At 43.8% G+C, this 24,552-nt stretch carries 25 protein-coding genes; 7 read left to right on the top strand and 18 right to left on the bottom strand.

Annotation, left to right across the window (positions count from 1 at the left end):
• Positions 1–132: 132 nt before the first annotated feature.
• Positions 133–573: a YcgN family cysteine cluster protein gene (locus L5M71_RS03845; protein WP_263205432.1), complete on the bottom strand. Its 441-nt coding sequence runs from the start codon at positions 571–573 to the stop codon at positions 133–135.
• Between the two features lie 143 nt (positions 574–716).
• The gene (locus L5M71_RS03840; RefSeq protein ID WP_028760191.1) at positions 717–995 is read right to left on the bottom strand and encodes a YcgL domain-containing protein; all 279 of its coding nucleotides are present in this window, start codon (positions 993–995) and stop codon (positions 717–719) included.
• Between the two features lie 122 nt (positions 996–1,117).
• Between L5M71_RS03840 and minC the strand changes: the two genes are divergently transcribed.
• Genes minC through minE form a run of 3 tightly spaced genes read left to right on the top strand, consistent with a single transcriptional unit; the run spans position 1,118 to position 2,880 of the window.
• Positions 1,118–1,783, top strand: a complete 666-nt coding sequence (gene minC, locus L5M71_RS03835) for a septum site-determining protein MinC (RefSeq protein WP_006086392.1) — start codon at positions 1,118–1,120, stop codon at positions 1,781–1,783.
• A 27-nt stretch (positions 1,784–1,810) separates the two neighbouring features.
• Positions 1,811–2,620, top strand: a complete 810-nt coding sequence (gene minD / locus L5M71_RS03830) for a septum site-determining protein MinD (protein WP_006086391.1) — start codon at positions 1,811–1,813, stop codon at positions 2,618–2,620.
• A gap of 2 nt (positions 2,621–2,622) precedes the next feature.
• A complete protein-coding gene (gene minE, locus L5M71_RS03825; protein ID WP_028760193.1) occupies positions 2,623–2,880 on the top strand; it encodes a cell division topological specificity factor MinE in 258 nt (85 codons plus the stop codon).
• Between the two features lie 92 nt (positions 2,881–2,972).
• On the opposite strand, the gene rnd is transcribed toward minE, so the two are convergent.
• The 7 genes from rnd to tsaB form a co-directional block, all read right to left on the bottom strand.
• On the bottom strand, positions 2,973–4,082 hold the full coding sequence (gene rnd / locus L5M71_RS03820; RefSeq protein ID WP_113939519.1) for a ribonuclease D: 1,110 nt from the start codon (positions 4,080–4,082) through the stop codon (positions 2,973–2,975).
• A gap of 70 nt (positions 4,083–4,152) precedes the next feature.
• Positions 4,153–5,826: a long-chain-fatty-acid--CoA ligase FadD gene (fadD, locus tag L5M71_RS03815; protein ID WP_105252274.1), complete on the bottom strand. Its 1,674-nt coding sequence runs from the start codon at positions 5,824–5,826 to the stop codon at positions 4,153–4,155.
• 204 nt (positions 5,827–6,030) lie between these two features.
• The gene (locus L5M71_RS03810) at positions 6,031–6,894 is read right to left on the bottom strand and encodes an alpha/beta fold hydrolase (RefSeq protein WP_263205435.1); all 864 of its coding nucleotides are present in this window, start codon (positions 6,892–6,894) and stop codon (positions 6,031–6,033) included.
• A 21-nt stretch (positions 6,895–6,915) separates the two neighbouring features.
• Positions 6,916–7,728 (bottom strand): class I SAM-dependent methyltransferase, encoded by an 813-nt coding sequence (locus L5M71_RS03805; RefSeq protein WP_263205437.1) that lies wholly within the window; start codon positions 7,726–7,728, stop codon positions 6,916–6,918.
• Between the two features lie 211 nt (positions 7,729–7,939).
• On the bottom strand, positions 7,940–8,668 hold the full coding sequence (locus tag L5M71_RS03800) for a M50 family metallopeptidase (protein ID WP_219233714.1): 729 nt from the start codon (positions 8,666–8,668) through the stop codon (positions 7,940–7,942).
• Positions 8,661–8,975: a hypothetical protein gene (locus L5M71_RS03795; protein ID WP_006081355.1), complete on the bottom strand. Its 315-nt coding sequence runs from the start codon at positions 8,973–8,975 to the stop codon at positions 8,661–8,663. The genes L5M71_RS03800 and L5M71_RS03795 overlap by 8 nt, the downstream gene beginning before the upstream one ends.
• Positions 8,976–9,081: 106 nt before the next feature.
• The gene (tsaB, locus tag L5M71_RS03790; protein WP_131525918.1) at positions 9,082–9,795 is read right to left on the bottom strand and encodes a tRNA (adenosine(37)-N6)-threonylcarbamoyltransferase complex dimerization subunit type 1 TsaB; all 714 of its coding nucleotides are present in this window, start codon (positions 9,793–9,795) and stop codon (positions 9,082–9,084) included.
• Between the two features lie 351 nt (positions 9,796–10,146).
• Here tsaB and hemB point away from each other — a divergent pair, with 351 nt between their 5' ends.
• A complete protein-coding gene (gene hemB / locus L5M71_RS03785; RefSeq protein WP_028760201.1) occupies positions 10,147–11,130 on the top strand; it encodes a porphobilinogen synthase in 984 nt (327 codons plus the stop codon).
• A 156-nt stretch (positions 11,131–11,286) separates the two neighbouring features.
• Here the strand turns inward: hemB and L5M71_RS03780 are convergent, their stop codons facing one another.
• The gene (locus L5M71_RS03780) at positions 11,287–12,192 is read right to left on the bottom strand and encodes a bifunctional methionine sulfoxide reductase B/A protein (RefSeq protein WP_263181840.1); all 906 of its coding nucleotides are present in this window, start codon (positions 12,190–12,192) and stop codon (positions 11,287–11,289) included.
• Positions 12,193–12,564: 372 nt separating this feature from the next.
• Between L5M71_RS03780 and L5M71_RS03775 the strand changes: the two genes are divergently transcribed.
• Together L5M71_RS03775 and ylqF are read left to right on the top strand one after the other, a co-directional pair.
• Positions 12,565–13,404 (top strand): isopenicillin N synthase family dioxygenase, encoded by an 840-nt coding sequence (locus L5M71_RS03775; RefSeq protein WP_113939512.1) that lies wholly within the window; start codon positions 12,565–12,567, stop codon positions 13,402–13,404.
• Between the two features lie 150 nt (positions 13,405–13,554).
• A complete protein-coding gene (gene ylqF / locus L5M71_RS03770; protein WP_011919190.1) occupies positions 13,555–14,496 on the top strand; it encodes a ribosome biogenesis GTPase YlqF in 942 nt (313 codons plus the stop codon).
• Between the two features lie 303 nt (positions 14,497–14,799).
• Here ylqF and L5M71_RS03765 read toward each other — a convergent pair whose 3' ends face one another.
• The 7 genes from L5M71_RS03765 to L5M71_RS03735 all read right to left on the bottom strand — a co-directional run bounded on the left by L5M71_RS03765 (position 14,800) and on the right by L5M71_RS03735 (position 21,966).
• Positions 14,800–15,177 carry an SH3 domain-containing protein gene (locus L5M71_RS03765; RefSeq protein WP_263205440.1) on the bottom strand — a complete coding sequence of 126 codons (378 nt, stop codon included), beginning with the start codon at positions 15,175–15,177 and terminating at the stop codon, positions 14,800–14,802.
• Positions 15,178–15,518: 341 nt separating this feature from the next.
• Positions 15,519–17,498: a GMC family oxidoreductase gene (locus tag L5M71_RS03760; protein WP_263205442.1), complete on the bottom strand. Its 1,980-nt coding sequence runs from the start codon at positions 17,496–17,498 to the stop codon at positions 15,519–15,521.
• Complete coding sequence (locus L5M71_RS03755; protein ID WP_263205445.1) at positions 17,495–18,025, bottom strand: hypothetical protein; 531 nt, start codon at positions 18,023–18,025, stop codon at positions 17,495–17,497. The genes L5M71_RS03760 and L5M71_RS03755 overlap by 4 nt, the downstream gene beginning before the upstream one ends.
• A 19-nt stretch (positions 18,026–18,044) precedes the next feature.
• Positions 18,045–19,361: a hypothetical protein gene (locus tag L5M71_RS03750; RefSeq protein ID WP_263205448.1), complete on the bottom strand. Its 1,317-nt coding sequence runs from the start codon at positions 19,359–19,361 to the stop codon at positions 18,045–18,047.
• Between the two features lie 991 nt (positions 19,362–20,352).
• Complete coding sequence (locus L5M71_RS03745) at positions 20,353–20,820, bottom strand: GNAT family N-acetyltransferase (protein WP_168824006.1); 468 nt, start codon at positions 20,818–20,820, stop codon at positions 20,353–20,355.
• Between the two features lie 297 nt (positions 20,821–21,117).
• Positions 21,118–21,414: a hypothetical protein gene (locus L5M71_RS03740; protein WP_028760210.1), complete on the bottom strand. Its 297-nt coding sequence runs from the start codon at positions 21,412–21,414 to the stop codon at positions 21,118–21,120.
• Positions 21,415–21,483: 69 nt separating this feature from the next.
• Positions 21,484–21,966 carry a low molecular weight protein-tyrosine-phosphatase gene (locus tag L5M71_RS03735; RefSeq protein ID WP_263205453.1) on the bottom strand — a complete coding sequence of 161 codons (483 nt, stop codon included), beginning with the start codon at positions 21,964–21,966 and terminating at the stop codon, positions 21,484–21,486.
• Between the two features lie 431 nt (positions 21,967–22,397).
• Here L5M71_RS03735 and L5M71_RS03730 point away from each other — a divergent pair, with 431 nt between their 5' ends.
• Positions 22,398–23,255 (top strand): type I restriction endonuclease, encoded by an 858-nt coding sequence (locus L5M71_RS03730; protein ID WP_263205455.1) that lies wholly within the window; start codon positions 22,398–22,400, stop codon positions 23,253–23,255.
• Between the two features lie 284 nt (positions 23,256–23,539).
• Here L5M71_RS03730 and L5M71_RS03725 read toward each other — a convergent pair whose 3' ends face one another.
• Positions 23,540–24,451 carry a DNA ligase gene (locus tag L5M71_RS03725; RefSeq protein WP_263205457.1) on the bottom strand — a complete coding sequence of 304 codons (912 nt, stop codon included), beginning with the start codon at positions 24,449–24,451 and terminating at the stop codon, positions 23,540–23,542.
• Positions 24,452–24,552 lie beyond the last annotated feature (101 nt).

Raw genomic sequence — 24,552 nt, 5'->3', positions numbered from 1 at the left:
AATGCACAAGGGAGCGATAATCGCTCCCTTGTTGTTTTCATTCTGACGATCACTTTCCAATCAACAAGTGTCGTTTCAATTAATAAGTTAATTTTCAATCGATAACGCTACGGCAAAATGAATTCACGTCTGTTAATCCACGTTTTTAAGTGGCCATAGCACGATATGATCTTCAATATCCTTCACGCGTCTTTCATCCACCACCTTGCCTTGGATCGACATACCCGCTAAATGCATCGCTTCTTTGGAGCCTGTGAGCAGCGGATGCCAGCTCGGTAGCTCACGCCCTGCCGCTAGACGGCGATAGGCACAACTGTCGGGCAACCAAGTTAGCTCATGGATATTATCAATCGTGATCACTGTACATTGGGGGACATAGGTGAAACGGTCACTGTAATGCAGACAGCCTGCCGTTTGATGATCGAGCAAAAGGCAAGCTGCATTAGTGTAATACAAGTCTTCGGTTTCATCATCTATCAACTTGTTTAAACAACATTTACCACAACCGTCACACAGGGATTCCCACTCGGTTGTGCTCATCTGCGCTAATGTTTTACTCTGCCAAAATGCCATGATTAACTGTATCTTCTTAATAAAAAACCCGCTCAATGCGGGCTATTTTACACTAATTTGTCGTCAGATACGCAATGCCACTGAGATTAACGAGTGTGGTTTGACGCGCCAGAGCTCATTAGCAGCGTCTTGATGCTACCTGGTTAATCTTTGATCCCAAGGCTCAGCTTATGCTCAGCCAATAAATTCACCTGAGGTGGTGGAATTTGTAAATAAAAGCCATTTTCTGCCATTGCTGCTCTGACTTTATGTATATCTGCCATTCCTAACGCGTCGCGCTTAGCGATTGGAAACACCATCACCAACTTTGGCACGCCAAACATTTCCATCAAAGGCACTGGAACATCGTCAAAACAATCTCTTTTCTTCACAAATAAATAAGTATCAGCCTTTCGGCTACTTTTATAAACGGCACATAGCATAAGAATCAAATATCCAATAGTTCAAACTTGCCAGTCAATGGGGCACACTATAACATGGTCGCCTAGTAATTTAATTGTAAAATCAGCGAACCGACTGATGATTTCTGGAGAATAGTGCCGGGATGTCAAAACCTAGCTTAGAGTTAAAAGGCGCTTCTTTTACTCTTTCAGTGCTTCATATTAATAGCAGCGATTTACAAGCTGTCATGACTGAATTAGACCATAAATTGGCACAGGCTCCTCAGTTTTTTTTGGGTGCTCCTTTAGTCGTCAATCTGAGTGCCATTCAGCACGACAGCTTGAATTTAAGTGCGTTAAAGGATCTGCTGATCTCACGTCAATTAGTGATTGTTGGCATAACGGGCGCGACAACCGTACTCAGTAAACAGGCAAAAGACTTAGGCCTTGCCATAGTCAAAGCGGGAAAACAGAGCAGTACCCCGCCACCAGCCCCGCGCCAAACTAAGATAGTGAAGCAAAATATTCGTTCAGGCCAACAAGTCTACGCAAAAAATGGTGATTTAATCATATTTGGTGCGGTAGGCAATGGCGCAGAAGTCATCGCAGATGGTAGCATTCATATCTATGGCGCATTACGAGGGAAAGCCATGGCAGGCGCCGCGGGCGATACTAGCGCCGTTATCATTGCCCACTCTCTGGAGGCCGAACTCGTTTCAATAGCAGGGCAATATTGGCTCGCTGAAAATCTACAACAACATAGCTCAGATAAAAGCGGCTGCATTCGCCTAAACGGTGAGTCGCTTATGGTTGAATCATTGCCCCTCTAAATGGCAGAACAAAGGATAGAGAGAAACATGGCACAAATTATTGTTGTCACTTCAGGTAAAGGCGGCGTAGGTAAAACCACATCGAGTGCTGCAATTGCGACCGGTCTTGCCATGCAAGGACACAAGACAGTCGTTATTGATTTCGATATAGGTTTACGAAACTTAGACTTGATCATGGGTTGCGAGCGTCGTGTTGTTTATGACTTCGTTAATGTGATCAATGGTGAAGCCAATTTAAATCAAGCGCTGATCAAAGATAAACGCTGCGATAAGTTATTCGTTTTACCCGCTTCACAGACCCGTGATAAAGATGCACTGACCAAAGAAGGCGTCGGCCGTGTTCTAGACGATTTGGCCAAAGACTTTGAGTTTATTCTGTGTGACTCTCCCGCAGGGATTGAGCAAGGCGCTATGATGGCATTGTATTTTGCCGATATCGCCATTGTGACCACGAACCCAGAAGTCAGTTCAGTGCGCGATTCAGACCGTATTTTAGGCATGTTGCAAAGCAAATCACGCCGCGCCGAGCTAAACCTTGAGCCAATCAAAGAATACTTACTGCTGACTCGTTATTCACCGAGCCGTGTAAAATCGGGCGAAATGTTAAGTGTCGACGATGTTCAAGAAATTCTGGCCATTGAGTTACTCGGCGTTATTCCTGAGTCACAATCTGTACTGAAAGCCTCTAACTCAGGCGTACCAGTGATTATCGACCAAGAGAGTGATGCAGGTTTAGCCTACAGTGATACAGTCGCACGCTTACTGGGTGAAGATGTACCAGTACGCTTTATTACGGAAGAAAAGAAAGGTTTCTTACAACGGATATTTGGTAGCTAATTATGTCTTTACTCGACTATTTCAAAAGCAAGAAAAAGCCTAGCACTGCGGTAATGGCAAAAGAGCGCCTACAGATCATCGTGGCTCATCAACGTGGACAAAGGGACACTCCCGATTATTTCCCACAGATGAAACAAGAGATCATTGCCGTTATTCGCAAATATGTGCCGATTTCTGATGATCAAGTTTCTGTGCAGTTAGATCAAAACGACGCCAACCTGTCGGTACTCGAGCTTAACGTCACTTTGCCTGACAGATAAGTCGATGACACAAAAAATGTCATCTTCAATTGAAGATGACATTTTGATGTGGATGTTTTTCCGCGATGGATTCAAGTACGAAATATTAAGCACTAGACCTCAAGCTTTGCTAAAGCCTCAGTTGCCAATTCCCCTCGCCAACCACATAACACTGCCGGTAAATCCCCTTGTTGCTTATCCCAACGCCATTGCAAAAACTCATGGATATGACGTTTAGAACCGAGCATTTCCTGCGGCACATCATGCTTTTCGCATAATTCGACCAAACAACTTTTAATCGCTTTAAAGGCCGATTTGTAGCCTGATTTTAACGCCAATACATCCACTAACTCGGGTAAATTAACCAAATCCGCAGTTTGTAGCACACGTAATAAATCTTTGCCGTGGATGCGTTTTTCCTGTTCGGTCAAGTCATTGAGCTTAAACAAATCAGCCGAAGTTTTAGGTTGCTTCTTCGCTAATGCAATAAGACCATGATCTTTGATCACAAAACCTAAGGCTAAATCACGGACTAAAGCTTTTTCAAGGCGCCATTTGGCGAGCACTTTAAGGTAAGCCAATTGAATTTCAGTGAGTTGAAAAGCATTTTTCACTTTCAAATACGCTGTATCGAGATCAGGATCGGCAAGCCTGCCCTGAGTCATCCTTTCCCCTTCCTCGTATAACCAAGCTAAACGCCCTTGTGCGCTGAGTTTCGCTTCCAGTTGAGGATAGAGCTGATACAAATACAGGACGTCATTGGCGGCGTAGCTTAACTGGGCTTCTGTTAAAGGACGACGGATCCAATCTGTACGCGACTCACCTTTATCGATCACTTCACCAAGGCAAGTTTCAACTAACTTTGCATAACCCACACCGTGGCCCATACCACACAAAGAGGCGGCAATTTGGCTATCAAACAAAGGCGTAGGCTGACATTTACCATAGTGGGCAAAAACTTCTAAGTCTTCACTGCAGGAATGCACTAGCTTAACGATATTCGGGTCCGATAACAGCGCCCAAAACTGGGCTAAATCAGGTAAAGCCACCGGATCAATCAAAGCTAAGGTTTTACCATCATAGGCTTGGATCAAACCTAACTTGGCATAATAAGTACGAGTACGAACAAACTCGGTATCTAACACGAGTATCTTACTCTGTTTATATTGGGCAACGAGGGCATTAAGGCTTACTTCATCACTCACATATTGAAACGCTGACAAATTCTTCTCCAGATCCTGTGGGTCAATCACAGTCCATAAAAACAAAAGCCGGCAAATGCCGGCTTCAATCTTACGCGCGCTTAGCTTCGTCTCTAAGCTCTCGTCGCAAGATTTTACCCACGTTGGTTTTAGGTAACTCGTCCCTAAATTCTACCAGCTTCGGCACTTTATATCCCGTTAAATGAATACGGCAGTGCTTAATGATGTCTTCAGCGGTTAAAGATTTATCTTTTGCCACCACAAATACCTTCACTAACTCGCCACTGGCGTCGTTTGGCACACCAACGGCAGCCACTTCAATCACTTTGGGATGAAGTGCGACCACTTCTTCGACTTCGTTAGGGAATACATTAAATCCTGAGACTAAGATCATGTCTTTCTTACGGTCGACAATATAGAAGAAACCTTTCTCATCCATGTAACCAATATCACCCGTGGCTAACCAGCCGTCAGTGTCGATTACTTTGGCGGTTTCTTCAGGACGTTGCCAATAGCCTTTCATCACCTGAGGACCTTTACCAAACAGCTCGCCGGTTTCGCCTTGAGCTAATACCTTGCCGTCATCATTACGGATTTGGATCAGTGTCGAAGGTGCAGGAAAACCAATTGAACCGTTATAACCGTCTAAGTTATATGGACAACAGGTTAATAAGGGTGAGGCTTCCGTCAGACCATAACCTTCAAGTAAACGGGTTTTAGTAATGGTTTGCCATTTATCCGCCACGGCTTTCTGTACCGCCATGCCGCCACCGATAGAGAGTTTTAAGCGTGAGAAATCCAACTGGGAAAAATCATCACTGTTCACTAAAGCGTTAAATAAGGTATTCACCCCAGTTAATGCGGTAAAAGGATACTTTTTCAACTCAGCCACAAATCCTGGGATATCGCGAGGATTGGTGATGAGTAAATTCTGACTACCTTTGTGCAAAAACAGCAGGCAATTCACGGTCAAGGCGAAGATGTGATACAGCGGCAAGGCCGTTACGACAAACTCACTGCCATCGTTTAAAGCGGGAGAATATGCACCATCGGCCTGCAACACGTTTGCGACAATATTGCCATGGGTCAACATAGCGCCTTTAGAGACCCCAGTGGTGCCTCCTGTGTATTGTAAAAACGCTAAATCATCGTTAGTGACTTCTGGTTTGATGTATTGCATGCGACGACCCGTTGATAAGGTATCGCGCATTGATAAGGCATGGGGTAAATCGTATTTTGGCACTAACTTCTTGATGTACTTCACCACAAAGTTCACTAAGGTACGTTTTGGTGCACTTAATTGATCACCTAAACTGGTGATAATCACGCTTTCAACAGGAGTTTGCTCGACCACTTCTTCTAAAGTGCGGGCGAAGTTTGACACCACCACAATGGCTTTGGCGCCAGAGTCAATCAACTGATGTTTAAGCTCGCGCGGTGTATAAAGTGGGTTAACGTTAACAACCACCATACCTGCACGCAAAACACCAAACAGTGCAATGGGATACTGCAACAGGTTTGGCATCATCAAGGCGACACGGTCGCCCTTTTCAAGCTTTAATTCATTTTGTAAATACGCAGCGAATGCTCGGCTGCGTTCTTCCAATTTACGATAGGTTAGCGTGGCACCCATGTTGATAAATGCAGGTTGATCTTCATACTTAGCCACCGCTGTCTCGAACATATCGACAAGCGATGAGTATTGTTCCACATTAATTTCAGCAGGCACATCTTCTGGCAAATGATTAATCCAAGGCTGATCCACTACTCTCTCCTAAATCCCCACAACTGCGGAAACAATATCCATACAAGCGTCAAGACTCGATAAATACCGAGTTAAAATACCGGCTTACATTTTATAGTTATTGATTTACTCGTCATAAATCATACGAGCGTTTTAATTTTGATCATCATCACATAAAAAAAACAAAAAACCTAGCGTCTTTTTTATACCCATATAAGCAACCTATTAAACGAATTTGCGGATCAAACGTGCAACGCCTTCGGCATTGTCCATATGCACATGATGATCGCCCTCAATTATGTGTTCAGACAAATGCTTGAACCACGTTCTGGCCTTAGGTATCGCGCTCTGCAACTGGCTAAATCCCTGTTTGCCACAAATTAATAAGGTTTCAACATTGATGTCCTGCATCAAGGCATCAACTTGGGCGAAGGTTAATCGTTGGGGTGAATCTAATCTTAATCGAGGATCACTACGCCAACCTATGCCATCACCTTCGGGCTGCATATTACGATCGAGCAACAAACTACACCAAGGTTCGGCAAGTCCTGTTAAATGTGCCCTCGCCCGCACCGCAGTATCTATACTGTCGTAAATCTTTGCCTGCCCATGCTTCTGAGTTAAATACTTCTCATGCTGATAGAAGCTTTTTTTCAATCGCGCCTTAGCTTGCGTTGGCAACTCAGACAAGGGGCTTAACGCTTCAATCAATACCAGCTTGTTAACCTTTTCGGGAAACGTCGCCGTATAAGCTGAGGCAATAATACCGCCGAGCGAATGCCCAATCATTGCGGCTGGCTTTTGCGGTAATGCCGTTAACAACGCGTCTAAATCATACAAATAATCAATCCAATGCAGTGGATAGTGTCCCGGCCTATGTGCAGAAAAGCCGTGTCCCGGCCAATCAATGGCGAGCACTTGATAATCGAGTAAATGCGCTGCTAAGGGTTCAAAACTGTTGGCGTTATCTAACCAACCATGTAAGGCAAGCAATAAAGGTTTATCCTTCGACCCCCATAATCGGCCCGCGACCGTAATATGAGGTAATACAAATTCGATTTGATTTTTGGGGGCGAAAGATTGCCACATAATGCCTCTGATGTCAGGTAATTAAGATGATTTTTTGACAAATTTAAGTGTCATACGGTCACTTTCACCGATCGCTTGGTATTTTTCTTTATCGGTATCACCCAAGGCAAAAGAGGGCGGTAGCGTCCAAACACCTTTGGCATAATCCTTAGTATCTTTGGGGTTCGCATTGATTTCTGCACTTTCAACTAAGGTAAAACCTGCTTTTTTGGCTAAAGCAACCATAGCAGCTTGATCCATATAGCCAGTGCTGAAGTTCATTCCTACGTTAGCTCTATGCTCTACCACGCCAAAGATACCGCCGTCCTTCAACACTTTATAAGACGCGACAAACACGTTTTCCAACTGATCTGTTGATGCCCAGTTATGTAGATTTCGGAAGGTTAATACCAGATCAGCACTACCGTCAGCGCCTAAATCCATCTTATGTGGAGGATCGAAGGTTACAATCTTAGCATTGCCCATGACGTCTTTATTGGCCGTCATCCACGCAGCATACTTAGTGCCAGCGTTCGCGCGATAACGATTTCCGGGAGTATCTGTCGCAGGAGCCGTTTCGAAACTGGCTGCGATATATTGGCCCTCTTTAGCAAGATAAGGCCCTAATATTTCACTGTACCAGCCATTACCCGGCCAGAGTTCAATCACAGTCTGTTTTGGGGTAATGCCAAAAAAAGTTAAGGTTTCAGCGGGATGACGATAAACGTCACGACTGGCATTTTTAGCCTGACGAAAATCGCTTTTTAAGACTTTATCTAAGCTTTCATCGGCATAGGTAACACTCGAACATAAACCAGCAAGCAGCAGACTGGCAACTAAGGTGACTTTTTTCATTGTAATTCTCCATGGATACCGAAGGCTTAACCTAGCAGCCAATGGCCAAAAATCCAAGGAATAGAAGTCGGAAAACTAAGCTTTAAGCGACATAAGTGGTTATAGCTCAAAGTGATGAGCAAAATCACCTTTACCTAAATCAACAAAGTTCAAAGCAGAAAAAAAGATGGGGAAAACACTAGACGACTGAGGCATTAAACAAGATTGAGAACTAACGGCTTGCGGCATTATCTACGCGGCGCCACGCAAAATACAAAGCGCAGGCACTGGTTAATAACCATAATCCCACCCAAATCCACGCGGGGATCCAAGAACGCTCGGCCAGCATCACTGCATCACCTTGACCATCAAGCCCGAGCAACACTGTCGGACTCGCAAGTGCATTAAGCATGATCATCAAGCCAATAATACGCAAAAACTGAGTCAACATTTTGTTTTGACTGAGTTTAAGCGGTAACAACAAAATAATAGTCAGCACAGCTAAAATCGCTAACGTGAGTATATCCCTGCCCCAAAGCAAGCCGCTTAGCACAACTAAGGCACCTAGCAAGGCAAAACTCACGCGGATCCCCTTTGGCCAAGTCGCTAATAAATAGATTAAATATCCCCAACAGGCTGCACCAAAATACCCAGCAAAGCCAATAAACATCGGCGAGCCGCCTTGGCTAAAACAAAATCCTGCGCCGTTTGGAAACAACTGAATATGGCTGACCACGCCCGAGCTTAAAATCGTTGCAATACCATGGGACAGTTCATGAAAATAGCTTTCAAGCCATTTAAACGGCACGCTTAAATAGGGAATTCGAGTTATCAATAAAGCTAAAACTAGCTCGATAATAAACAAACCACGGCTTGGCACACCGCTTGTGGCTAAGCCTGTCAGTTTAGAAGAGGAAAATCGCGAGGTTGAACTAGAAGACGTTTTTTGATGCTCAAGCATACAAGTCCACACCCACCATTTGCTGAATTTCATCGCGTTTGGCGGCATGTTGGGTTTGTAAATATTGGGCAATCGCTCCCTGATGGCCGCGAGTATCTTGCTCATACTCGAGGTGCGCACCAAGCCTTGACTGTAAATTTCCTGCTGCGCTTTTACTTTTAGGCTGAGTTTCTAAACTAAGGGCTTCGACGGCATCTTGCTCAATCACTGGGCGTGACGATTCAGGCGCAGTCAGCCCCTGAGCGATAGCGGGTCTATTACTCGCTACAGCATTCGTCAAACTCATTTGATTCACATTAACTTGCATCAAGAAGCCTTAAGTTTGCACTATTCATCGTTAAGCCATTCATCGTAAAGAATGCTTAGCATTAATTGCCTGAGATTCTATCGCAGATACTCAGGCAAAGAACAGCTTATTCACGACCGGGTAACTTTTTCCATGTGACTGTATCACGTAAGTACACAGGTTCAAGCTCATCGACCGAGGTTGTCAGTCCAGCTTTTATGCCTGCTTCAGCCAATATCAGCATAGCCTTTGCATCGGGATATTTCACGGCCTCGAGAGCTAAAATCCCCTTGCCGAGTGCCAGCAAATCGGGATAAGCATCAAAACCTGTGCCGCAGCCCACAATTGGCGCTTGAGTATCGAGCTGAAGTTGTACGTCCGCAGGTGAACTGACCACTTCTTTACCGACAAGCGTTGCAATACCGTCAACGGCCACAAACTGGCCCCAATACACTTCGCCCATGCGCGCATCAATGGTGCACAAAACTTGCTCGGCTTGATGCTCGCTAATCGCCATTTGTGCCATTGCCGCTAAGGTTGAAATACCAATCACAGGCAAATCTAACCCCAGTGCCAGACCTTGCGTCATGCTAGTGCAGATGCGGATCCCCGTAAAACTGCCAGGGCCTCGTCCGTAAGCAATCGCAGTCACTTTATCTAAGCGAATGCCCGCTTGCTTGAGCACTGAATCGACCATAGGCAGCAGACGTTGACTGTGTTCACGCGGCGCATCGGCAAGTTCAGCATAAATCTGACCTTGGTATTGCAGCGCAGCTGAGCAGGATTCGGTACAAGTGTCTAAGGCAAGAATACAAGCAGAGTGTTCATGTGTTATTGTCATTTCAAAACCGGATTAGCGGGCAAGATTTCGCATCAAATTTACATAATCTGTATTGCGCGAATATGCCATGAGAAAACTGGCGCAAATAATAACATCAAATGCCCGAAAACAAAGGGCTAAGCAAGCAACTCAGCTAAAATAGCGCTCGCATGATATTCAGTCGCAAATCTGGACGAGATGAATTTATGTGATCTAAGTCAATGATCAATAAACTCATTAATGAATATAGCTCGCTTGGGGAAACTTTTTCAACTTTGATTGTCAGAGCAAAAAAGCAAGGGGCGAATTTATCCCTTGCCATTCCCTTAGTATTGTACGATTGCTTTAACCCGCCTTCGATAAGGACATTTCATGTTAAACACGCCTCCATTGCGTCGCTTAAGACGCTTACGTAATTCAGAAGCAATGCGCGATCTGCTGCGCGAAACCCATATTTCGCTGAGCGATCTTATCCATCCCCTGTTCATTGAAGAGCACATCACCCATGCTGTGCCCATCTCCACGCTACCTGGCATCAGCCGTTTACCTGAGAGCGCACTGGCGGATGAAGTTCGCGAGCTTTACGCCCTTGGGATCCGCTATGTAATGCCCTTTGGGATTTCCCACACTAAAGATGATAAGGGCAGCGATACATGGGACGACAATGGTTTACTCGCCCGTATGGTGCGCACCATTAAAGCTACCGTGCCTGAGATGATGGTGATCCCCGACATTTGTTTTTGTGAATACACAGATCACGGCCATTGCGGCGTGGTCCACAATAATGAAGTCTGCAACGATCTCACAGTCGAAAATTTAGTTAAGCAATCGATAACAGCCGCCAAAGCGGGCGCTGATATGTTAGCACCATCGGCCATGATGGACGGTCAAGTGAAAGCCATTCGCCAAGGGCTCGATGCCGCAGGTTTTGAACATGTGGCGATTCTGGCCCACTCGGCAAAATTCGCCTCTTCCTTCTACGGTCCTTTTAGAGCCGCGGTCGATTGTGAACTCAGTGGAAATCGCAAGGGATATCAACTGGATTATGCTAATGGTCGTCAAGCCCTGTTAGAAGCCTCATTAGATGAAGCCGAAGGCGCCGATATCCTGATGGTTAAACCCGGCACACCCTACTTAGATGTGCTCAGCCGTTTAAGACAAGAAACCCACTTACCACTCGCCGCCTATCAAGTCGGCGGTGAATATGCGGGCATTAAATTTGCCGCCCTTGCGGGCGCGTTGGATGAGCGTGCTGTGGTGACTGAAACGTTTATCGGCTTAAAGCGGGCGGGTGCAGATTTGATTGTCAGCTATTACACCAAACAATACGCCCAATGGTTAACTGAAAGCCGATAGTTGCGTCGGTAGCTAATCAAAAGTTACGCTAATCGTTAAACCGATAGCTAAGCGGCTTGTTAAGAGAACAACTAGGTTTTGCACTTTAGAAACCCCATAAAAAAACGCCACCTTTATCGGTGGCGTTTTTGTATTTAACACCTTGTGCTAAATCGCTTAAGCCTTCTGCAATCTTGCAAACAAGGCTTTCACTTTTTCCACTTTAGGACGCACGACCATCTGACAATAGGGCTGCTCACCGTGTAAAGCGAAGTAGTCATTGTGATAATTTTCAGCGGGATAAAAAGTATCAAACGCTGAAACCTGGGTCACTATCGGCGCATCAAAAACCTTGGCTACTGCTAACTGAGCAAGCATAGCGGTAGTTTGCTCTATCTGCTCAGCATTATGGGTAAACACCACGGAACGATATTGTGGCCCCTTATCATTACCTTGACGATTAAGCGTGGTCGGATCATGGCTCTCAAAAAAGACCTGTAATAGCGTCGTAAAATCAATTTCCTCAGGGTTGAACTCGATATGCACAACCTCAGCATGGCCGGTTTGGCCCGAGCAAACAGATTTATAATCGGCATCATGGGCTTCGCCGCCGACATAACCTGAAGTGACATTCACCACGCCCTTTAGGCTTTTAAAAATCGCTTCGACGCACCAAAAACACCCAGCACCAAAAGTCGCAAAGTGATTCGGTGCTGGTTCAACAGCATCATCCATCCCTTTGAACACCATAGATACGGAGTTAACACAGTGACGGATATTGTTAGGTGTTAACATTTCACCTTCAAAGACATGCCCCAAGTGACCGCCGCACTGGCTACAAACAATCTCGGTTCTGCGGCCGTCAGCGTCTATATGGCGGGTTACAGCGCCGGCAATTTCATCATCGAAGGCAGGCCAGCCACAATGGGCATTAAATTTATGCTCAGAGCGATACAAGGGGGCATGGCATTTTTTGCATAAATACAAACCCTTAGCATCGTGCTCATAATACTCACCACTAAAGGGGCGTTCAGTGCCTTTCTCTTCGATAACATAGCGTTCAAAATCGGTCAGTTTATTCATATTAATGCCCTTTCGACTCACGTCGTTGTGTATTTCGATATTCTTTGATTAAGAAGCTGATTTATAAGGAAGCCAACATAAGACCCACTCCAAGCAAGATTTCTTGCACTCGGCTTCAAAATGCGGCTGACATCAATCCAATCACAACAAATCTAATGCCCATACTAACGGATTTGGTGACTAAAATCTTACCACTCAAGTAAGTACTAATATAAGTGCTCATATTAAGTACTCATATAAGCGACTGCATAAATGACGGAAAATACGGCAGTTGATCCAGATCACAGTCGCTGAGTATTTGCACCCACATCAGCGCACGGCTACACTTGCTGCGGGTCAATTTACAACTAAATATAACAAGTAGAAACCAAAATGAAATTAGAAACCATTGATTACCGCGCTGAAAACAGTGCCCAGCAATTCGTTGAATCACTTCGGGAAACTGGCTTTGGTGTTTTATCTAATCATCCGATTGATAAGCGCTTAGTTGAAGACATCTACACCGAGTGGCAAGCCTTTTTTAATTCAGAAGCCAAAAACGACTATATGTTTAAAAAAGAAACCCACGACGGTTTCTTCCCTGCATCGATTTCTGAAACCGCCAAAGGCAACACAGTCAAAGACATTAAAGAGTACTACCACGTGTACCCTTGGGGCCGTATTCCCGATTCACTGCGTGCCAATATTCTCGCCTATTACGATAAAGCCAACGCACTGGCTGCAGAACTATTAGAGTGGATTGAAACCTACTCACCAGAAGACGTAAAAGCCAAGTTTTCGATGCCATTGCCAGAAATGATCGCCAACAGCCAAAAAACCTTACTGCGTATTCTGCATTACCCACCGATGACAGGCAGTGAAGAAATGGGCGCCATTCGTGCCGCCGCCCACGAAGATATCAACCTTATCACAGTGTTACCTGCGGCCAATGAGCCTGGATTACAAGTGAAAGCCAAAGATGGCACTTGGTTAGATGTCCCAAGCGATTTTGGCAACATTATTATCAATATCGGTGACATGTTACAGGAAGCCTCTGGCGGCTATTTCCCATCGACGTCACACCGCGTCATCAATCCTGAAGGTACGGATAAAACCAAGTCACGGATCTCTTTGCCGTTATTTTTACATCCAAACCCTGCAGTCGTGCTATCGGATCGCTATACCGCTGACAGTTATCTGATGGAAAGACTGCGCGAACTAGGGGTAATCTAAGCCTTAATTCAGCCTATTAATCCAAGTAACAATCGCAAGAGACAGTCAAGGATTAAGCGATTAAAGCGCCTTAGGGCGCTTTTTTTATGACATTCGCCACCTTCAAGGTAGAATAGCCGTTCTTTAAGTTATTTAGGACAAGGCGTTATCATGGCAATTCAGTGGTATCCGGGGCATATGCACAAGGCACGCAAGGAGATTGAAGAGGCAATGCCTCAAGTCGATCTTGTTATCGAAGTGCTGGACGCGCGTATTCCCTACAGTAGCGAAAACCCCATGGTGGCTCAGCTTCGAGGCGACAAACCTTGTATCAAACTGCTCAATAAATCTGATCTGGCCGATCCAGAGATCACCGCACAATGGATTGAATACTTAGAGCGTGAGCAAGGCGTCAAAGCCACGGCGATCACGACACTGCAGGCGGCAATGGTGAAAAAAATCCCTGATCTCTGCCGTAAACTAGTGCCAAGTCGCGATAAAACCGAAAAAGACATTCGCACTATGATCATGGGAATACCCAACGTTGGGAAATCTACCATCATCAATACCTTAGCTGGCCGTGTTATCGCCAAAACCGGTAACGAACCTGCGGTAACCAAAACCCAGCAACGGATCAATTTACGTAACGGTATCGTGCTGTCGGATACCCCGGGTATTTTATGGCCCAAAGTGGATAACGAAGCGAGCAGCTATCGCCTTGCCGTCACTGGTGCCATTAAAGATACGGCGATGGAATATGAAGATGTGGCCCTGTTCGCCGCCAAGTATTTCTTAACCGCTTATCCAAAAGAGATTTGTGAGCGCTATAACTTAAGTGAATTACCCAAGGATGATGTTGCACTTCTCGAGGAAATCGGCCGCAAACGTGGTGCGCTGCGTCCCGGTGGTCGCATCGATATGCACAAGGCATCAGAGTTATTACTGCATGAATATCGCTCGGGGAAAATAGGCTTACTCTCGCTAGAAACGCCTGCGATGGCAGAGCTTGAAAAGATTGAAGTCGCCCGTATCATGGCCGAAAAAGAAGCCGAGAAAGAAGCCAAACTGGCAGCAGAGAGACTTAAACGTTCAGGCAAACGTCATAACGACTAGTCAGCCCGACACTCTGCATTTGGAATATTAAGGCGCAGAGTTTGTTAAAGACATTAAAGACAAGACGCTAATGACTTTTATATTCCAGCTTATGGCGCTCATTCATCAATGTTTAAAGTTAAAGCCAGTATATTGAATATACTGGTTTTTTTATTATCAGAAACGAAACTTTCGCGTTAAAAAACACTTTACGCCAATGACTTCTGCGTGCCTGATATAAGCTCTTAATATCCGCCATTCATCATCCTCTTAGCACAATACACCAAGGAACCATCTTGGGTTTGACTGCACGGCAAAGGTGCTTTAGTCGCGGGATAGATCTACCACTTCTTTCAAGTTTTCTAATGGTACCCACCCTGATTCTTCGCTGACAGTTTTTATACACCATACCCAGCCATTCAACATTCGTGTGCCAATGAGTTGTTCCCCTTCATGCACATTAAGTTCTCTTGCCGTATAGTCCTCAAGCGCCAGCCCGTTGGCATTTTTTAGGCGCTGAATCACTTGACCAGGAACCCAACCAGCATCTTGCCCTGGCGTAGTGCAAAGGAACCAGAGATCCCAGCCTTCAGGACCTGCATATTTGTCTCCAACGGTAAGAGGATCACCTTTTTTGAACGTAATGGGGTTAGGAAACTCACTTTCATGTGGATTGACAACGATATATTTCTTAGTAGTCATGTGTTAAGCTAACCTTTTGATAAATATTAGTAAAAATTAAATTTATTCGCTTATCAAAGCACGCCCAATTAACGCTCGGTTTGAGCGAAACTTATCAGTTTTCTATCAAACATACTATCCGACAACACACGCATGCACAGTTTTCAAACCAATTATCAGCATAAAAAACTGTAATATTTTGATTTTAAATACGATGACAATAAACTGCATTATGAGTAGGAAAATACCAGTTAGCGTAATATGAAGGTATATTCAGTTAGCCAAAAACCGCGCCAATTTGCACGCGGTTTTCAATGGGAATTAACAGCAAGCCAATGAATAGTTAAAACTTTTTAACTTATTTAAAGGTCTTCCAAAACATGATCTGCGGCCTGGAATGCCAACGCTGCCAAAGTGAGGGTTGGATTACCCGTTGCAACCGTTGGAAACACTCCGCTACCGACTAAAAACAGATTGCTATGATCCCAAGATTGCTGACGAGGATTCACCACCGACGTATCTCTGCAGTCCCCCATTCGATACGTCCCCACAATGTGTCCAGCACCGTAAAACGTAAAATTATGGCCCTGATATTCAAAATTATTCGATGTTACTTGACTCTTATCACCATAAAATACCGGCGCAGGTGGAGCCTTGGTATATTCCCGCGCATCAAGGGCGTCAAAGAGTTTGGTCGAAATATCTTTAGCCGACACAAACGCATTGCGCACATAATCCTCGCGTACACGATAGGTTAATTTGGGGCGCGGCAAACCTAAGTTATCTTTCAGCGTCTCCGACAACTCGACACGGTTGTCCGGATCAGGTAATTGTTCAATTAAATAGCCCATACGAATTTGCCGTGTGTAAATACCATTCAAGGTATTCACCAGTGAGGTACCAAATAAGGCGCTATTCGCAGACATGGCGGGATCAAACCGTAATGGAATCCCCTGCTGATTGACAGAATCCCCATTTAATTGCGAATTATTTTGTCCAAATACAAAGTCGGCTAAGGTCGTGAATGGATCATTAGCAGCCCACTGCCAACCTTCATTACCGATTTCAATACGATAGGCGGCACGGTCTTTACGAAAGGCGCCATCACGTAAACTTTCGATACCCGCAGTAGATAAAGGCCCCCGAAAACCATAGACAGGATCTTTCGCCAGACCCCAGGCCAAATACATAATGTGATCCATCAAATTACGCCCCACTTGATCGCTATGGTTGGCGACGCCGTTCGGACAGGCTTTATTACGCTTAGACATGAGCAATAATTTAGGCGTCTCAATCGCGTGAGCTGCAATCACATATTTTTTACCCGTAACGGTACCGCCGCCCGTCGCTATCCCCCCGTGAGTTTGATAGGTCACATAATCAATACCAACAACATCCTTTGTATTTTCATCCACTTGAACATTTGTCGCAACATGACGATAAAACACATCAACATTGCCGGTTTGCAATGCTCGCCCGAGCGTCACAGTGGCATCGTATTTGGCTTGGATAGGGCAAATAGGAATACAATTCGTATTCCCCGCACATTGACGGCGTTCACCCGGTAATGAATTGCGCCCCTGAGGGGTTGGCGTAACTGACAATTGAATATTGTCGTACACCATATCGCTCACCGCTTGTTCATATTGTTGATCAACTAAAGATGAAACAATGCCAGGCATTGGGTAATCGTAATTCGACCCATAAACACCATCCGGTGAAACATTAAATCCGCGATAAAGCTGATCCATCGCCTCTTTGTCACCGGCGACGCCAATCTCATTGGTCGCCTGTTCATAGTAAGGAACCAGCGCCTGATAAAATTGTTTTCCACCGGGCCAATCCACGCCCTGCTTATACTGGGTTTGCAATTCAAAATCATTGGGCAATAAATGCAAACTGGTTCCCAGCCAATGCCAAGTTGTGCCGCCGCCAATGCGCTCATAGGAACTGGCAAAAGCAAACTTTGCTTCAGGACTGTCAGGTTTCAAATGTTCAGGCTGCGGCGTGTAATCGAAATAACATTGCTTTGGATTACGCCATGCACCAATTTGCAAGACGGTATAACGTGGCACATTTTCCTTCGCGGGATCAGGCAGCCCGAGTGGATTATCCGCCGTCGATGCCGCTGGATTTTGTGTGGTTGGAGGATAAGGTGATTCAGGTGTTTTGGCATTGGCTTTAAAAAAGGTTTCCATGTAACCACTGCGGTCAACCGGCACCTCCTGCCCTGCTTCGAGGATTAATACTTTTTTCCCTGCCATCCCCAGTTGATAAGCCATGATAGAGCCCGCAATACCAGAGCCCACAATAATGACATCGTAATTGGTTTGAGTGCTCATACTGCACCTCCTTGATGACCCGTATATGCCGACAGTACAGCGGGTGGTTTCGCCCAATAGCCATAGCGATAATTTGAATCCCCCATCGGATGAGCCTGCATAACTTGCCAAACTAAACCTGTGGTATAACTTTTTGCCGAAATCATATCGCTAACCGTGGTTTCCGGCTCTGTATCCGCCGCGGGAATAATGGTTGGCCATGCACCTGAGTACCACATAAAAATCAATTTACGACAGGCCAACACAAAATTCGTCCCGTTGTCTGGCGCCAGCATTTGCGTGCCAATTTGTTGATCTGATAATTGCAGCGCTTTTAACGCCGCATATTTTTGCAGAATAGTAGTCACTAAGGTTGGGTCCTGCGATTCTTCGGTTATCTTTTGCGTAAACACGGCTAAGTATTCAGATTTAATATCCACAGGATCCAATGTCGGGGCAATAATACTGGTTGCAAAGCCGGTTAATACCGCGCTCAAACCAATAAAATTATTCATAGTGTCGGCAGACACGCCTGTAATATCAGTCATGATGAGTTCCTTTCATAAATTATTGCGCGCGTTGCAGCAAATAAGTGAAATCAGCAAAATTGCCGTTAGTGGTTGCCGCATTATTGTGACAAGCCATACAGCTGCTTGATGTTTGCTTTACTGAACCCTGTATGTAAGTTTCGAGCGTGGTGTTCGCTAAAAATGAGGGAGCAGGCACGCCCGTTGGATCGGTGGGATTTTTAGCATCGGTAGGCCATTGCGTACTGACCAATTCGTAATTCATCCATACCGATCCCGGCACGACAGCGTCGAGTGCAGCGTGATAACTGGCATTTAAGGCTTTAGCGTCGGCAGTGATAGGAATGACGCGTTCCACTTGAGTTGGTTTAGTGTGCGGGTTTGCCGGATCCCACGGGCGTGTTGGTGGTTCATTCACTTTGCAGTCAGTACATTTAGCATCGTAAAAATTATATGCCGACAATGATGCTGACTCACCTTGGGTTGGCGCGTTAGCGACATGCTCAAAGGTAGACCAAATCCATTGTGGTTCACCCGTGGTTTTGTGAGCAATGTGAAACCCCACTAGACCGACTTGTTCAAGCGCACACGCGGGCTTGACCCCGTGTTGCTCTTCGGGATTGTTATAAACTAGCGCATAAGTCGTATAGTAATTCGTCGCATCAAACTTGCCGCCCATTTTTATCCATGAGGCTTTAAGCATGATAGAACCTACCTGCCCGGTTTTACTGTCGCTCGCGGTAAAGTCGACATCGGCATTAAACTGTTTCTGTCCTTTTTTACTGTAAAGGTTATTGTCCAAAATAAAATTGAACATGGTTTCATTGGTTAATATTTCATAACGGGTATAAAGCCCGTTTTGATCAATCAATGGACCCGTTGTAAAAGGCTCACCACTTTCATCCAACACATTCGGGGTTTTACCTACTTGCGTTAAATAAATAGTCCCTTGAGGAATGGACTTGGGATCAATACTTTTGCAAACATCCGGCACATTATTGGACTGATCCCACCCAGGTGGTTTTACGCCATCGGGTAAAAAAATCTCCCGGCTTTCCTTCCAATGCAGCCACACAACTGGCTGGTTAGTTTTTTGCCCAATGGTGGACATGGTATTGGGTGTGCCATCGGCATTTGCTGGCCAGTTAAGTGCAATAAACGATTGCCAAGAAAAATCATCAAAATCATGTTGCAGGCTTTCGAGTGAGAACGGGGGTTTTGCTGTGATTTCCAGCGGCATAACAGGGCTTAACGTGGGTAGCGTTATAGCTGCTTTTGTCTCTACTGGTGCTTCTGCATATACAGCAGCACTCATACACAAAAAAAACGCACTATAGCGAAAAGATTTGATAGACATGAAATTAACTCTCCTTGTTATTGGGACTTATTCAATGCTTAAAACGTTTACAACTCCTCTTTCTTTAACGACTTAAAATCAGGGCTTTCACAACACCCGCCACTGCAGACATGGTGTCACAATACAAATAGCGTACAAGACTTGACCTCAACCAAATCCAAATAAATAGTTTTGGATATTAAAATTGAAGTTTGCTGTTTTGATCGCAGTCTCTGGCTTACTGAGCAGGTCTGAACAGATTGATTGATACGGATAAATATTAACGTCTTTCATTGAAATTCCTTTTCATGATTGCGTTTTATCACGATACCTTGAGCCTAGATAATCCATTGAGGATCGCCTCAAATGAAACCTAGTTATCTCAGTGGAAGGGTTAAACACTCCTGTGTTCCCGTAGTGAAAATAATTCTATTCTGCAGAAAGAAAAGTAACCTTCTGAAAATATTCCATGTTAAAAGATTGTTTACGTTTCATTTATTGTCAAGCGTGAGGCAGGAGGTTTATTTTATTTGCAAAAAAGCTCGCCGCACGACACGACGATAACAGCGGTAAAAAGCATAATGTGATATCAAGAGTTCAACATTGATCTGAAGTCTGCGAGGACCAAGCGTGGGCAGGAACTAACTAAGCGATCGTAAAATCGGTCGCAACTACGCGCGGCCTATTCTTATTTGGTAGCCATTGATTCAACAATAACTGTCAAAATTTGGAAGATTTCGACTCATTTTCATCATTAGATTCTGTAAAGAGTCACTCAGCATCTGATTATATGGCCTTGCTAATGACTTTATAAACGCTTTGACTGAAACAGAACACAACTGGTTCTTACTGTTGAAACAGGAAATCTATTTTCTTGTACTGACTAAAATTCTAAGATTAAAAATGATGCCATTTGGGGATGCTTTGACCTACTTAGGTAGCCCTGTGAAATATGACCATGTCGTTCCACTTGCTTCCCTCAATTGAGCCGCAGAGTACCTTCACAAACTTGTTATTCACCGATGTTTGTGCCCATAACCAATACATTTATACCTTTATAATTCACTTGTTCTATAGGCTTAAACCCATGATGTAAGTATAAACCTCCAGTTAAATCTTCTGTTTGAAGATATAATTTTTTCACGCCTATTTTATGTGCTAGCGATATTATCTCTTTCACAAGTTTTGAGGCGACACCCTGTCCCCTAGCCTGCTGAGTGACGTAAACACCACCAAGCCAAAATTCAAATTCTGGGTATATGTCCATTTCTCGAATTTTTAGCTCTGCTGAACCAGCAAGAACACCATTTACTTTTCCAATGATCAGAATAGGCGCGGTATCTCGATTTATTGATGCAGAGACTTTTTTAACGACTTCCTCCTTGGTATAGCTACCATTGTCTTGGCACCATTCGTTGAAATACCAACTCGCTACCGTGTCTATCGCAGAGGGATTATCGGCAAGTAATGAAATTTCCATATATGTCCTAGATGTACAACGATTTGATTTTCTTTATGAACAACATCTTACCAACTTAACCTTGCAAGGCAAGCAGCCCACAACCATTGATGTTTGTAGTCAAACTATACTGATATCTATTAATGACTTTATGATGATGTGTACTTTACTGTGGCTTTATTGAAAGTTCGGACTGGCATGACTTCTAGGTTGAAAGTAACCTCATCACATTAGCTTTTTTATAGCCACAACTTTATTCGCCCTACTTGCATTTTAAACTTTAAAACAAGCTTTGGGGCATTTTAGAGTTAACCGATTTTAAGCACGCCACGCTTTAATCGCTTCTGTTGCTAAACCAGCTAGCTGTTTTGAAACTTCACGACCTTTGTAAATTGACGTTGTGTCTTTTGCGATTGGAACAGAATAATGAATATCGTGAGCAAGATTATTTAGATACTCGCGGCCACCACCTTCATAATTTTGCAGTTCCTGACCATTGAGCTGGATCATATAGCTATAGCCAAATGCACTCATGTTGCAATTTGCATTCAAGTACAAGCGACCTTCATGCTCCAAAAGGAACCATACTCGGTTTTCAGAATCCATTACTTTCATCGTCATCTCGCATAAGGGGATTTACCCGAACTTATCATAAAACCCAAACCGTAAATGGAAATACGCATCTCAACGGAACTTTTCGGTCAATTGATCTAATAAAGCTTCCATACTCTGCTCGAGGAGATCGAGCACTAGTTCAAAACCCTGTGCGCCGCCATAGTAAGGATCTGGTACTTCCGTTATTTGCGTATCAGCATAGGACAACATTAACTGTAACTTGTGTTGATACTCAACCGGACAACGGCTAAGCAGATCCGCCAAATTGGCATTATCCGCAGCTAGAATTAAATCAAAATGCTCAAAATCAGCATTCACCACCTGCCGCGCCCGCATGCCCTCGAAACTAAAACCCCGCTTTTTACCAGCCTCAATAGCGCGGCTATCAGGCTTATCCCCTTGGTGATAACCAATAGTACCCGCCGAATCCACCTCAATATTAAGCCTGCGCTCAGTAATCTTAAAACGACAAACCGCCTCTGCCGTCGGTGAGCGACAAATATTACCCATACAAACCATCAATATTCGCCGTACACTTTGATTTTTTAACATGAATACCTCATAGCTTAGTATTATCAATAATTTATCTAATGTGCTTAAACCTAGATGTAAACTTAATATGATAAGCAGCTTAAAACATTAATTATTTACCTATAAATACAACATTTTAAACCTAGAAATACAAAATATTCTTACGCCAAACCATTATCAAAAATAAAATGCGCGCTACGATCCGAAAGTTAAGGGTGTCACCTCAGCTAAAATATTCCCCTTGAGCCATATACATACCAAGCACGCACAAAATTTAACCTAACCCGTAAAATATACGGTAAACAGCACAGAAACAAATTAGCCTCCTTGCTAAGGATTTTTTATCGACTAGGTTTATATGTCAGAGTACGGTTTAAAATAAAACTGAATGTTCACCGCATACTCGCTCAAATAAAAAATACACAACAAAGTACAAGAAGAGGAAAAGTAAAATGGATTTTATTGAACGAATCGATGTTCTATCAAAACGCATCCCTCAAATTGCTAATAGCCTTCAAACTGAGGAAGCGACTAAGAATGCCTTAGTCATGCCATTTTTGCATACAGTTCTAGGATATGATGTTTTTAATCCTAGCGAAGTTGTCCCAGAATTTACGGCAGATACTATAGGTAAAAAAGGTGAGAAAGTTGACTACGCATTAATTAAGGAAGGCGAAGTGCAAATCCTTATTGAATGCAAAAAGTACAATGAAAAGCTGTCCATAAAGCATGCGTCACAACTATTTCGTTATTTTTCTGTCACAAACGCACGCTTAGCTATTCTTACAAACGGTACTGAATATCAATTTTATACCGATCTAGATGCTCCTAACAAAATGGATGAAAAACCATTTCTGATCTTAGATCTTGAAAATATTGATGAACACTTAATTCCTGAAGTTAAAAAGCTGACTAAAAACTCGTTCGACGTTAACTCAATAGTCAGCGCGGCAGGAGAACTAAAATACTTGAGTCAGATAAAACGTATTATTAGTGAGCAATTTAAAGAACCTGAAGAAGAGTTTATTCGCTTTTTTGCCTCAAGGGCTTATGATGGGGTTCTTACATCTAAAGTAAAACATCAATTTGCTGAAATTACTCATAAAGCACTAAGACAATTTCTCAACGACAGCATTAATGAACGTTTAAAATCCGCTATTGGCAATGATAAACCAACTGATGAAAACAAAAATTTAATCGATACCCCAATCCCATCCAATGATGAAAAAATTAAAGTAGTTACTACTGAAGAAGAAATTGACGGTTTCAATGTGATAAAAGCTATATTGAGGCAAAAAAATAGAAGTTAATCGAATCATCGCAAGGGATACCCAAAGTTACTTTGGCATACTATTGGATGATAATAACCGAAAACCCTTATGCCGCTTACACTTCAATGCTAAACAAAAGTATCTCGGATTAGTGGATGAAAATAAAAATGAAACTCGTCATCCTATTAACTCTGTAGATGATATTTTTAATTTCAGTGAACAACTATTATCGACAGTCGCCTATTACGAATAACACTATCAAAATATCAATTGCGCATTACTCAGCGTAAAGACTAATGCGCAATTTGATTTACTAGGTACGGCTACTCAGTTTCAACATCGGTTCTTACCCGTAAAAAACTGGCAAACCGCGGTAAACCGTTAACGGTAAGACCAAGATATTTATAGGTAATGATAGTGCCCACTGCGGGAGGATGTTGGCGCTCTGCGAGACTAAAACCTGTGCCAATACTAAAAATTCGGCCGTCTGGCGTTTGCACTTTTAATGCGCCCATCTGCCCTGCAAATTGACCTTTACCAGGGATATAAGCGATAACAGTAGCTTCAGCATCATAATAAGGTTTTAACTTCATCAGATGAGGATTGCGACCACTGATATAAGTCGCAGAACTGCGATGCAGCATCAAGCCTTCGGCGCCTTTTGCAACTAAGGCATCGAGTTTTTGATACAGGGCTTCAAGGCTTTCTACTTGGAACTGCACTATGACTTCAAGATAATTTGATTTGCCACTCAGTTCAGTCAGCGCAAATTGATAGCGATGCTGAAAGTCGCCACCGGCCTTGGGGACATCGAACACCATAAATCGCACTTTGCGCCAATCATCATCCTTAGCCGAAGTTTGTCGAACAAGGCTGGACATAGCCTCAAACTGACCTCGCCCAAGCCATAATTCACCATCGAGGGGATAATTCGGAAAATTCGCAGTAAACCAAATGGGTGTGGCGATGGCATTTCCCTGCCGAGTGAATAATTCCTTGCCATTCCAGTAACCTCGAACCCCGTCGAGTTTCTCACTAATCAAAAAATTTTGAATATTAATATCTTGCGAAGTTCGAGTCGCATCAAACTCGGTAGCAAGTTGTATGGCAGGTGGTGAGGTTTGTGCGTTAATCGAAAGAGTTAAACCGCAAAGTATGAGCAAGCTGAGCTTAAAAATACTAAAACGGATGAACTGATTAAATGTTAAATTTCGTAACGGGTTTGTATGAGTCATTCCCTTGCCCACGCTGCAATATATCCTTCATCAAGCTTAGGCCGCACGGCTAAAGTTGCACTAAAATAACCGCAAAAGTCACTAACTCCCTAAGTTAACAA

Source organism: Shewanella sp. SW1, from assembly GCF_025653545.1.
In the GTDB taxonomy this organism is placed as follows: domain Bacteria; phylum Pseudomonadota; class Gammaproteobacteria; order Enterobacterales; family Shewanellaceae; genus Shewanella; species Shewanella oncorhynchi.
This window is presented reverse-complemented; position numbering and strand designations above follow the sequence as displayed.

Excerpts from the sequence above, each read along its gene's own strand:
- L5M71_RS03845 (WP_263205432.1), bottom strand. The coding sequence starts at position 573 with ATGGCATTTTGGCAGAGTAAAACATTAGCGCAGATGAGCACAACCGAG.
- L5M71_RS03840 (WP_028760191.1), bottom strand. The coding sequence starts at position 995 with ATGCTATGTGCCGTTTATAAAAGTAGCCGAAAGGCTGATACTTATTTA.
- minC (WP_006086392.1), top strand. The coding sequence starts at position 1,118 with ATGTCAAAACCTAGCTTAGAGTTAAAAGGCGCTTCTTTTACTCTTTCA.
- minD (WP_006086391.1), top strand. The coding sequence starts at position 1,811 with ATGGCACAAATTATTGTTGTCACTTCAGGTAAAGGCGGCGTAGGTAAA.
- minE (WP_028760193.1), top strand. The coding sequence starts at position 2,623 with ATGTCTTTACTCGACTATTTCAAAAGCAAGAAAAAGCCTAGCACTGCG.
- L5M71_RS03810 (WP_263205435.1), bottom strand. The coding sequence starts at position 6,894 with ATGTGGCAATCTTTCGCCCCCAAAAATCAAATCGAATTTGTATTACCT.
- L5M71_RS03805 (WP_263205437.1), bottom strand. The coding sequence starts at position 7,728 with ATGAAAAAAGTCACCTTAGTTGCCAGTCTGCTGCTTGCTGGTTTATGT.
- L5M71_RS03800 (WP_219233714.1), bottom strand. The coding sequence starts at position 8,668 with ATGCTTGAGCATCAAAAAACGTCTTCTAGTTCAACCTCGCGATTTTCC.
- L5M71_RS03795 (WP_006081355.1), bottom strand. The coding sequence starts at position 8,975 with ATGCAAGTTAATGTGAATCAAATGAGTTTGACGAATGCTGTAGCGAGT.
- tsaB (WP_131525918.1), bottom strand. The coding sequence starts at position 9,795 with ATGACAATAACACATGAACACTCTGCTTGTATTCTTGCCTTAGACACT.
- hemB (WP_028760201.1), top strand. The coding sequence starts at position 10,147 with ATGTTAAACACGCCTCCATTGCGTCGCTTAAGACGCTTACGTAATTCA.
- L5M71_RS03780 (WP_263181840.1), bottom strand. The coding sequence starts at position 12,192 with ATGAATAAACTGACCGATTTTGAACGCTATGTTATCGAAGAGAAAGGC.
- L5M71_RS03775 (WP_113939512.1), top strand. The coding sequence starts at position 12,565 with ATGAAATTAGAAACCATTGATTACCGCGCTGAAAACAGTGCCCAGCAA.
- ylqF (WP_011919190.1), top strand. The coding sequence starts at position 13,555 with ATGGCAATTCAGTGGTATCCGGGGCATATGCACAAGGCACGCAAGGAG.
- L5M71_RS03765 (WP_263205440.1), bottom strand. The coding sequence starts at position 15,177 with ATGACTACTAAGAAATATATCGTTGTCAATCCACATGAAAGTGAGTTT.
- L5M71_RS03760 (WP_263205442.1), bottom strand. The coding sequence starts at position 17,498 with ATGAGCACTCAAACCAATTACGATGTCATTATTGTGGGCTCTGGTATT.
- L5M71_RS03755 (WP_263205445.1), bottom strand. The coding sequence starts at position 18,025 with ATGACTGATATTACAGGCGTGTCTGCCGACACTATGAATAATTTTATT.
- L5M71_RS03750 (WP_263205448.1), bottom strand. The coding sequence starts at position 19,361 with ATGTCTATCAAATCTTTTCGCTATAGTGCGTTTTTTTTGTGTATGAGT.
- L5M71_RS03745 (WP_168824006.1), bottom strand. The coding sequence starts at position 20,820 with ATGGAAATTTCATTACTTGCCGATAATCCCTCTGCGATAGACACGGTA.
- L5M71_RS03740 (WP_028760210.1), bottom strand. The coding sequence starts at position 21,414 with ATGAAAGTAATGGATTCTGAAAACCGAGTATGGTTCCTTTTGGAGCAT.
- L5M71_RS03735 (WP_263205453.1), bottom strand. The coding sequence starts at position 21,966 with ATGTTAAAAAATCAAAGTGTACGGCGAATATTGATGGTTTGTATGGGT.
- L5M71_RS03730 (WP_263205455.1), top strand. The coding sequence starts at position 22,398 with ATGGATTTTATTGAACGAATCGATGTTCTATCAAAACGCATCCCTCAA.
- L5M71_RS03725 (WP_263205457.1), bottom strand. The coding sequence starts at position 24,451 with ATGACTCATACAAACCCGTTACGAAATTTAACATTTAATCAGTTCATC.